The sequence below is a fragment of the Caballeronia sp. LZ003 genome (assembly GCF_031451465.1).
GTDB lineage: Bacteria > Pseudomonadota > Gammaproteobacteria > Burkholderiales > Burkholderiaceae > Caballeronia.
This window is the reverse complement of record NZ_JARUXJ010000140.1, coordinates 1-570: the sequence shown is the minus strand read 5'-3', so window position 1 is coordinate 570 and position 570 is coordinate 1. Positions and strand designations below refer to the sequence as shown.

Genomic DNA, 570 nt, shown 5'->3' with positions numbered 1-570 from the left:
CAGGTCCGCCGCGACACGCAACGGCGTGCGCTGCTCGACCTGTTCGATGCAGCGAATCTGCATGCCGGGCGGGCTCTCGCGCGATGAATACGAGCGGCTTGATGCGATCATCTGCGCGACGCGGACCGTACGGCGCGGCGAAACGCTCTACCGCTGCGATATCGAGCCGGGGATTACGTTCGAGGATCGCCTCGAGGGCTTCGACCGGAATTCGATAGGCGACAAGCGGCGTAAGCGCCTGAGCAGTCGAAACGTAGACGCCATTTTCACTAAAGACCGACCAGGTCTCTCGGGAACAGGAATGCAGTGATTCGCCGCTCGCCATTCGGAACAAGCTGGTACGTTTCTGCCACGCCGCTGACGAGGTTATAGACGAAGCGCGCCTCTCCCCCTTCCGGATAAAGCACGGTATTCCGCCGAATGCTGACAAGCCGCGAAACCTCCATTAATGCTTCCTGCTCCGCAACAGATAGAAGCTCAACGGCTGATCCGTCGCCATCTCGCCGGAAGGGTGCCGCGAAGATTGAAGGTCGGTACTCGGATTTTTCAGTCTTTTTATCGTCCATAGAG

At 58.9% G+C, this 570-nt stretch carries 1 protein-coding gene; it reads right to left on the bottom strand.

The features are described 5' to 3' along the window. Positions 1–269: 269 nt before the first annotated feature. A partial coding sequence (locus QCE79_RS33470; RefSeq protein WP_309851796.1) for a cyclic nucleotide-binding domain-containing protein occupies positions 270–570 on the bottom strand: 301 nt, incomplete at its 5' end.